Annotated in this window: 8 protein-coding genes; 2 read left to right on the top strand and 6 right to left on the bottom strand. The window is 69.7% G+C overall.

Annotation, left to right across the window (positions count from 1 at the left end):
* Positions 1-217: 217 nt before the first annotated feature.
* The gene (locus D9R12_RS00880; RefSeq protein WP_425479026.1) at positions 218-928 is read right to left on the bottom strand and encodes a phosphatase PAP2 family protein; all 711 of its coding nucleotides are present in this window, start codon (positions 926-928) and stop codon (positions 218-220) included.
* On the bottom strand, positions 909-2186 hold the full coding sequence (gene ispG / locus D9R12_RS00875) for a flavodoxin-dependent (E)-4-hydroxy-3-methylbut-2-enyl-diphosphate synthase (protein ID WP_425479022.1): 1278 nt from the start codon (positions 2184-2186) through the stop codon (positions 909-911). The genes D9R12_RS00880 and ispG overlap by 20 nt, the downstream gene beginning before the upstream one ends.
* Positions 2187-2280: 94 nt before the next feature.
* Between ispG and xseA the strand changes: the two genes are divergently transcribed.
* Both xseA and D9R12_RS00865 read left to right on the top strand, forming a co-directional pair.
* Positions 2281-3624: an exodeoxyribonuclease VII large subunit gene (gene xseA, locus D9R12_RS00870; RefSeq protein ID WP_122227043.1), complete on the top strand. Its 1344-nt coding sequence runs from the start codon at positions 2281-2283 to the stop codon at positions 3622-3624.
* 339 nt (positions 3625-3963) lie between these two features.
* A complete protein-coding gene (locus D9R12_RS00865) occupies positions 3964-4632 on the top strand; it encodes a TetR/AcrR family transcriptional regulator (RefSeq protein WP_122227041.1) in 669 nt (222 codons plus the stop codon).
* A 195-nt stretch (positions 4633-4827) separates the two neighbouring features.
* Here D9R12_RS00865 and D9R12_RS00860 read toward each other — a convergent pair whose 3' ends face one another.
* The 4 genes from D9R12_RS00860 to pssA form a co-directional block, all read right to left on the bottom strand.
* A complete protein-coding gene (locus D9R12_RS00860; protein ID WP_122227039.1) occupies positions 4828-5277 on the bottom strand; it encodes a hypothetical protein in 450 nt (149 codons plus the stop codon).
* A gap of 136 nt (positions 5278-5413) precedes the next feature.
* A complete protein-coding gene (locus D9R12_RS00855) occupies positions 5414-6478 on the bottom strand; it encodes a class III poly(R)-hydroxyalkanoic acid synthase subunit PhaC (RefSeq protein ID WP_122227037.1) in 1065 nt (354 codons plus the stop codon).
* Positions 6475-7665, bottom strand: coding sequence for a poly(R)-hydroxyalkanoic acid synthase subunit PhaE (locus tag D9R12_RS00850; protein ID WP_170159099.1), 1191 nt, complete (start codon positions 7663-7665; stop codon positions 6475-6477). Before D9R12_RS00850 ends, D9R12_RS00855 begins: the two co-directional genes overlap by 4 nt.
* 55 nt (positions 7666-7720) lie before the next feature.
* Positions 7721-8341: a CDP-diacylglycerol--serine O-phosphatidyltransferase gene (pssA, locus tag D9R12_RS00845; RefSeq protein WP_043290513.1), complete on the bottom strand. Its 621-nt coding sequence runs from the start codon at positions 8339-8341 to the stop codon at positions 7721-7723.
* Positions 8342-8746 lie beyond the last annotated feature (405 nt).

Raw genomic sequence — 8746 nt, 5'->3', positions numbered from 1 at the left:
CAACTGGAGGCATGGTGATGCGCCTGTGCAGCGTCAGCGCCGCTCGTGTGAACGATCATGCGCGCCCACCCCCTCGATCCTGTGAAGGACGCGTGCAGCCGCACTTGCAGCGCGACGCGACAACCCGCCACGCGCACCGTTGCGAAAATCCGGGCGCCAGGCTGCGCAGCCGGGCGCGTAAGGCCACCACCCAAGGGAGCAGCCCGTCCCGGCCGGGTCAGCGCGGCGCGCCCGCTTGCGGCGTCCTCCACGGCCGGCGCAGGCCGGAGAACACCGCCGCATAGACCCCCATCGTCCAGGCCATCGCCGCGGCCCAGCCGCCCAGCACGTCCGAGGGATAGTGCACGCCCAGGTAGATGCGCGAGACGCCCACCGACAGGCCGAACAGCACCGCCGGCACCAGCACCGGCCAGCGCCAGCGCGTGCCCCAGGCCAGCAGCACCAGCACCATCACCAGGGTCATCGAGCCCATCGCATGGGCACTGGGAAAACTGAAGCTGTCCTGCGGCGAGATCGACGGCCACAGGCTCGGACGGGCACGTCCGAACAGCTGCTTGGTGCCCACGTTCAACAGCGCCGAGCCGATCACCGCCACGCCGGCAAAGGTTGCCTCGCGCCAGCGTCGCAGCGCCAGCAGGGCCACGATCAACAGCACATCGGCGATGATCACGCCCTGGTAGCCGGCCCAGCTGATGGCCAGGAAGGCCTGGTCCAGCCACGGACCCGAGGCAGCCCTGGCGCGCAACAGCAGCGGCTGGTCGAAGACAAAGCTTTCCGCTTCATGGACCTCCTCGCCCAGTTCGGCAAAGCCCCACAGGGGCAGCAGGATCGCCACGAACAACAGGCCCGTGCGCCAGCCGATCCGCCGCAGCACGCGGCCGACGACACCGGCGCCGCCGACCCCCGGCTCAGGCGGCACTGCGCGAATAATGCGCGTCGACGTATTCGTCGATCAGTGCGACGAATGCCTGGGCGATGTTCTCGCCGCGCAGGGTGACGGTTTTTTCGCCATCGACGAACACCGGCGCCGAAGGCGCTTCGCCGGTGCCCGGCAGCGAAATGCCGATGTTGGCGTGGCGCGATTCGCCCGGGCCATTGACCACGCAGCCCATCACCGCCAGGGTCATGTGCTCGGCGCCGGGACGGGTGATCTTCCACTCGGGCATCTTGCCGCGCACGTGTTCCTGCACGACCTTGGCCAGTTCCTGGAAGAACTCGCTGGTCGTGCGCCCGCAGCCCGGGCAGGCGGTGACCATCGGCGTGAACGCGCGCAGGCCGGTGGTCTGCAGCAGCTCCTGGGCGACGATGACTTCCTGGGTGCGCGAGGCGCCCGGCTCGGGGGTGAGCGAGATGCGGATGGTGTCGCCGATGCCCTCCTGCAGCAGCACCGCCAGCGCCGCGCACGAGGCGACGATGCCCTTGGAGCCGATGCCGGCTTCGGTCAGGCCCAGGTGCAGGGCGAAGGGGCTGCGGCGGGCCAGGTCGCGGTACACCGCGATCAGCTCCTGCACGCCGGAGACCTTGGCCGACAGCACGATGCGCTCGGCCGGCAGGCCGATCTCCACCGCGCGATGGGCCGAATCCAGGGCCGAACGGATCAGCGCCTCGCGCAGCACCGCGGTGGCGTCCCACGGGGTGGCGCGCCGGGCGTTCTCGTCCATCAGCTGCGCGGCCAGCGACTGGTCCAGCGAGCCCCAGTTGGCGCCGATGCGCACCGGCTTGTCGTACTGGATGGCCAGCTCGATCAGCTGGGCGAACTGGGTGTCGCGCTTCTTGCCGAAACCGACGTTGCCCGGATTGATGCGGTACTTGGCCAGCGCCTGGGCACAGGCCGGCTCATTGGCCAGCAGCTGGTGCCCGTTGTAGTGGAAGTCGCCGATGATCGGCACCTCGATGCCCATCATCGCCAGCTTGTCGACGATGCGCGGCACCGCGGCAGCCGACTCGGGGTTGTTGACCGTGACCCGGACCAGCTCCGAACCGGCGCGCCACAGCTCGGCAACCTGCCTGACCGTGCCGGCAACGTCGGCGGTGTCGGTGTTGGTCATCGACTGCACCACCACCGGGGCGCCACCGCCGAGCTGCACCTTGCCCACCTGCACCGGATGGGTGATGCGCCGGGGCTGGCCGGCGGCGGCCACGGGCGTGGGTTCTGGGGTCGCAAGCGGGGCGGGAATGGCGTTCATGCCTGCCATTTTAGCGGAGCGCCGGTGACCGCGAGGCGACCGGCAGCCGGCAGGCCACTGGCGAGCTGACCGGCCTCGGTACACTGGTGCGCAGATGAACGACCTGCCCGCCCGCGACATCCTCACCCCCTCCCAGCTCAACATCCTGGCCCGCGACCTGCTGGAAGGCAGCTTCCCGGCGATCTGGATCGAGGCCGAACTGGGCAACGTCACCCGCCCTGCGTCCGGGCACCTGTATTTCACCCTCAAGGACGCCCGCGCCCAGGTGCGCTGCGCGATGTTCAAGCCCAAGAGCAGCTGGCTGAAGTTCGTCCCGCGCGAGGGCCTGCGCGTGCTCGCCCGCGGCCGGGTGACCCTGTACGAGGCGCGCGGCGAGTACCAGCTGGTGCTGGACCACATGGAAGAGGCCGGCGAAGGCGCGCTGCGTCGCGCATTCGAGCAGCTCCGGGCGCGGCTGGCGGGCGAAGGCCTGTTCGCCAGCGAACGCAAGCGGCCCTTGCCCGCATACCCGCGGCGGCTGGCGCTGATCACCTCGCCCAGCGGGGCGGCGGTGCGCGATGTGATCAGCGTGCTGGGCCGGCGCTTTCCGCTGCTGGAAGTCGAGGTGCTGCCGACCCAGGTGCAGGGCGCCACCGCCGCGGCGCAGATCGCTGCACTGGTGCGCGCTGCCGGTGACAGCGGCCGTTACGAGGTGGTGCTGGTGACCCGCGGCGGTGGCTCCATCGAGGACCTGTGGGCCTTCAACGACGAGGCGCTGGTCCGCGCAGTGGCCGCCTGCGCGGTGCCGGTGGTGTGCGCGGTGGGCCACGAAACCGACTTCACCCTGTGCGATTTCGCCGCCGACCTGCGCGCGCCGACGCCCTCGGCCGCGGCCGAGCTGCTGGTGCCGTCCCAGCCCGATCTGGACATGCGCGTGCGCGGGCTGGGCCGGCGCCTGCACAGCCTGCACGCGCACCGCATGGACCGGGTGCAGCAGCGCGTGGACCGCGCCTGTCTGCGCCTGCAGGCACAAAGCCCGCAGGCGCGGCTGCAGCTGATGCGTCGCCGCCATGCCGATGCACTGCGCCACCTGCAGGCGCAGTGGCAGGCGCAGCTGGATCGCCGCCGCGCGCGCCTGCGCCACGCGCTGAGCGCACTGCGCGCGCATTCGCCACAGCGCCGCCTGGCGGCCCTGGCCGAACGCCTGGCCGCCCTGCAGCCGCGTCCGCAGGCGGCCATCGCCCGCCAGCTGCAACGCGACAGCCTGCGCCTGCGCGGCCTGGTGCGTTCGCTGGAAGCGATCAGCCCGCTGGCGACCGTCGCCCGCGGCTATGCGCTGATCACCACGGCCGACGGCACACTGGTGCGTTCGACCACCCAGGTGAAGGTCGGTGACCGTCTGAACGCGCGCCTGGCCGACGGCCAGCTCGGCGTGCGGGTGGAAACGACCCCGGACTGAGAGGCTGAGAAAAATCGCCCGCCTACTGCGACCGTCGCCAAACGCCCGTGCCGGCGGCGCTCTCGCTACGGCGGTCGAATTTTTCTCAGCCTCTGAGGGCCGCCACCGCGCCGGGCGGCAACCCGCGCCCGGTGATCGGCGCGGCCGCTGGCGCCGCCCCCTTCCGCGATGGCGCTGGTGCGCTTGCCGGCGGCGCCTCGCGTCACGCACAAGCAGGGCGCCCACGCCCCGGCCGGCCTTGCCCGCGCGGTCCGCCGTCCCGGCTATTGCGGCGCAACATCGTGGGCGCACCGTTCTTGCTAGATTGGCCAGCGTCGCCGCTCCCCGGATCGCCTGCCCATGTCTGCCTCCGCAACCCCAACCCCGGTCCCGCTGGCGCGCGCCGCGCGCAAGGTCGGGCTATGCCGCCGCGGCGAGCGGCGCGTGGAGAAATTTCTGGATGCGGCCACTGAGGTGTTCGCCGAAAAGGGCTACCAGCACGCGCGCCTGAGCGAGATCGTGGCGCGCGCCGGGGGTTCGCTGGCCACGCTGTATCGCGCCTTCGGCGACAAGGAAGGCCTGGCCTTCGCCATCGTCGAGCGCCGCCTGCAGGACATGACCCGGCAGCTGGACGCCATGGAGCTGAAAGGCCTGCCGCCGCCGCAGGCGCTGCGCAAGGCCGCCCGCTCGATCACCGAAAGCCTGACCACACCTGATGCCTACCTGGTCAACCGCATCGTGATCGGCGAAGGCCGCGATTTCCCGGCGCTGCGCGACTGGTACTTCGACAACGCGGTCACCACCATCCGCAACCGCCTGGCCGGCTATTTCCAGCAACAGGTCGCCAGCGGCGCGCTGGTCCTGCACAGCACACCGGAGCTGGCGGCAAGCCAGTTCTTCATGATGCTGTTCGGCGACCTGACCATCCGCACCGCGTGCGGCTACATGCCCAACCCCGAAACCGACCAGGTGCTGGCCTTCATCGACGGTGCGGTCGAACAGTTCCTGCACGGCGCGCTGCCGCGCTGAGCGCCTGCACGCGGCCTGCATGGGCCGACATGCAACGGACGGTGGACCCAGCCGATATCCCAAGAGATTGGCCGGCGGCGTTGCCAGATCTGCGCATATTCGGCCAGGGCCGCCCGGCGTGCGCCCTGATCCAGAACCCACCACACCCATTGCACGCGCGTCTGGTTCCAGCGCCTGACCTGCAGCCAGGCGACGTCAGTCGCGCAACTGCGCCGGCCACCAGCCGCGCCCGGTCAGCGCATAGCGGTCGGCGGCGCGTTCGAACCGGTTGCGCACGCTGATCCCGCCGCACAGCAAGTACAACGGCAGGAACAGCGGCCCCAGTGCCATGTATTGCAGCACGTGGGCACGTTCGTGATCGCCCAGGCGCACGGCCGGCTCCACGCAGCGCCCGGCCCGGTGCGCATAGGTGGGGCAACGCTGGTCGAGCGAATCGCCGGTATGGACGATGCTGTTGCCGAAGGTGATCGCCCCGCCCGGCCCCCACGGCCAGCGCGAAAACACCAGCGCATGTTCGCTTCGACTGAGGTGCACGCGTGCGCCGCGCAGCATCCCGAGCGAGCCGATCAACAAGCCGATCGCCGTATTCGGTGCAGTCCACAGCGCGCCGGCACCCCAGGCCAGCGCGCGCAACCAGGCCGGCATGCGCGGCCGCTTCAAGCCGGGTCGGGAATCAGCAACCACGGCGGCAGGCAGAGCCCGATGCCCGGGTGCAGGGCCCAGGCCATGACACGATCAACACCACCCTCGGCACGCGTCCGACAGTGGCAGTGGGTGCGCTTCAACGTTCGGCCAGCCAGCCGGCGATGGCGGCGGGGACTTCGCGCTGGGCGCGGCTGGAAACGTAGATGCCGATATGGCCGCCGCGGAAACCGAGCTCGCTGTAGTCGTCACTGGCGGCCAAGCCACGCAGCGCCCTGGAGGCATCCGGTGGCACCAGATGGTCCTGCTCGGCGTAGATGTTCAGGATCGGCATCGTGAGCCGCTTCAGATCGATGGTGTGATCACCGATGACGATGCCGCCGTGGACAAACCCGTTGCCCTGGTAGAACTGCTTGACGAACTGGCGGAAGGATTCGCCGACCTGATCGGGCGAATCGAAGATCCACTTCTCCATGCGCAAAAAGTCCTGCACCGCACGGCGGTCATCCAGGATGTCCAGCAGGCCCACGTACTTCTGCACGTTCAGGCGGAATGGCTTGAGCATCAGGTAGCTCAGGTTCATCAGGTCGGCCGGGATGTTGCCCAGGGTGTCCACCAGCAGGTCCACATCGACCAGCCGCGCCCAGTTGGAGAGCATGTTGTCGGGGGTGTGGAAGTCCACCGGGGTAACCATGGTGATCAGGTTGCGCAGCTTGTGCGGGTGCAGCGCGGCATGGCACAGCGACAGCGCGCCGCCCTGGCAGATGCCCACTACGTTGATCGCGCGCTGGCCGCTGGCCTGGCGCAGGTAGTCGATCGCGCCGTCGATGAACCGATTGATGTAGTCGTCCAGCAGCAGGAACCGGTCCGAACGATCCGGGTAGCCCCAGTCGATCAGGTACACGTCCTGGCCCTGGGCCAGCAGGCCCTTCACCAGCGAGCGGTCCTCCTGCAGGTCCACCATGTAGGGCCGGTTGACCAGCGCGTAGGTGATCAGCAGCGGCACCCTGGCGGTGGGCGCCTGCTGGCCGATGAAGCGATACAGCACCACCTTGCCATCGCGCCAGACTTCCTGGCGCGCAGTCACCCCGTAATGCACGTCGCCCACTTCCGGCAGGGTACGCAGGCCGGCGCCCAGCTTGTGCCGCAGCGAAGCGGCTTCGGCCGCCAGGGCCTCGGCGGTGACCTTCAGCGGGCTGCTCATGGGCGCGACTTGGTGCGAGTGCGCGTGGTGGCCGGCGCCTTGCCCGTGCCGCGCCTGCTGGCGGCGGCGACCGCCTTGGCAGTGGACTTGGCAGCCTTGCCGGCGCTGGCCTTGCGTGCCGGGCGCTTGGGCGCCGGGTCAGGCGCGGCCTTGGCCTGGGTCTTGCGCCCTGCCGCCTTGGAACTGGACTTGCGTGCAGCGGACAGGGGCCCGGCATCGGCCGACCGCCTGGACTTCGGCCGCGCTGCAGATGACCCAGCGGATGCGCCTGGCGTGGCTGGCTCGGTCGGCGCCGCAGCCAGCCCGGAGGCGCGCATCAGCCCACGCAGCGCACGTTCGAGCTCCTGGATCTTGCGGTGCGCGGCATCGACTTCGGAACGCGAGGGCAGGCCCAGCATGTCGCCGACCTGTTCGACCTCGCGCTGCATGCCTGCGCGCATGCGCATCTGGGCGTTGGCCAGGGCCGCGTAGACCTGGCTGAATTCGGGGGACAGGGCCATCTTCTCGTAGGCGTCCTCGGCCGCGTCGATCCACTCGTCGAACAACGCGCGGGCGCTGTCCAGCGGCGCGGCTGATTCGGCGCGCTTGCCCAGCTTCTGTTCGAACAGGACATACGCCTGACGCGAGGCCTCTTCCAGCAGGCGCTGGCAGCTTTCGGCGGCCTCGCGCAGCGCCTGCTGGGTCTGCACCAGCGCCTTCCAGCGCTGCTGATGTTCGCGCGCGGGGCCGAAGGCGGGCATCGCGGCCCATTCGTCCAGCGGACCGCGCAGCGCCTCCAGCCACGGCATCCACTGTTCGCCCAGCCCTTCCAGGCCGAACGCGCCGGGTCCGAACAGGCTGCTGAACAGGTCCGGATACGGCCTGGCCTCGGTCGCCCCCAGGGCCTTGCGCCAGGCGGCCACGATTTCCTCGGGGGTATTGTCGCGGTCGGCGAACTGCGCGGCAACGTGCTGCATGCGGCCAAACCAGTGACGGGCGATGCCTTCGGATCGCTCCATCACATCGCCATCGTTCACGCCCTGCGGCGGGGTCCAGCCCGGCCAGCCGCCCGGCACCTGCTGCCAAGCCGGCGCGGCGATCTCAAGCGGCACCGCCGCGGCCTTGCGCAGTGCTTGGCCCCAGGCCTCCCAGGCCGTGCGACCCAGGGCCTCGGCCCGCTCATCCCACCCCGACTGCGCACCCGCCATCACCGCACTCCCGACGCCAGTCCAGATCATAGCAACCTGCGCGTTCGGCCAAGCGTCAGGGCTTGGGAACATGCAGCGTCTTGCTGATCATCAGCGAGCCGGACAGCGCAAACAGCAGCACCAGCGGATGGAACTGCCACGGCCCCAGCTGCCACTGACCCCACCAGATGTCCGCCCCGATGTCGCCCATGGCCGCGGCGACGGCCAGGACCACCACCAGCGTCAGACTGGTCGGGATGGGGGTGCCCTCGAAATATTTCACCTTGCCCTGGTCAGCGGACAGCGCCTCGGCGGTGACGTTGTAGCGCGCCAGGCGGCTCACCCCGCAGCAGATGAAGTAGCTCAGCACCAGCCAGTCCCAGCCGCCCTGCAGGCCGCAGGCATAGGCCAGCGCGGCCGGTGCGACGCCGAAGGAGATCACGTCGGCCAGCGAATCCAGCTCGCGCCCCAGGGTGGAAGCCGAATTGCGCCAGCGCGCCACCCGGCCATCGAGCGCATCGAAGATGAAGGCCAGCGGGATCAGCGCCATGCCCATCAGCAGCACGCCGACCCGACCCTGCTGCATGTAGTGCAGCGAGGCGAACACCGCACCACTGCCGCAGAACGCGTTGCCCAGGGTGAACCAGTCGGCCAGCTGGAAATCGCGCAGCATCGAAAAATGGCGTTGTCGTGGCATGGGCCTGACCGGTAAGCGAAGAGAAGAGAAGCCACAGCCTGACAAGGCCGGTGTCGCCTGGCAATCAAGGCCACGCGGTGCGGATCCTGCGGCCAGCACCGGCACCGGACGCGGCCGGCGCGGTCCATCCGGGCAAGCGCCCCTGGCCGGCAGTCACCCCGCCACCGGTTTTCAGCAAGGCGCGTCGAAATCCTTCAACAGGGCTGGTCATTTTTTCGCCAAACCACTTGACACGCCTGCCGCGCAACGCGCTCCGGCGGTTGTCCACATCCTTGCCCGGAAGTCATCCACAGCCCCTGTGGATACACCGCTACGCACGGGTCATTTTTTCGCCATCCCGGCCGGGACGTCGCGCTGCAGGCGCACACCGAAGTTATCCACATCCTTGTCCCGAAGGTGATCCAC

Source organism: Pseudoxanthomonas spadix (genome assembly GCF_003703395.1).
Taxonomy (GTDB): Bacteria; Pseudomonadota; Gammaproteobacteria; order Xanthomonadales; family Xanthomonadaceae; genus Pseudoxanthomonas_A; species Pseudoxanthomonas_A spadix.
Note: the sequence above shows the minus strand (reverse complement) of the source record. Positions and strands in the feature narration are given on the sequence as shown.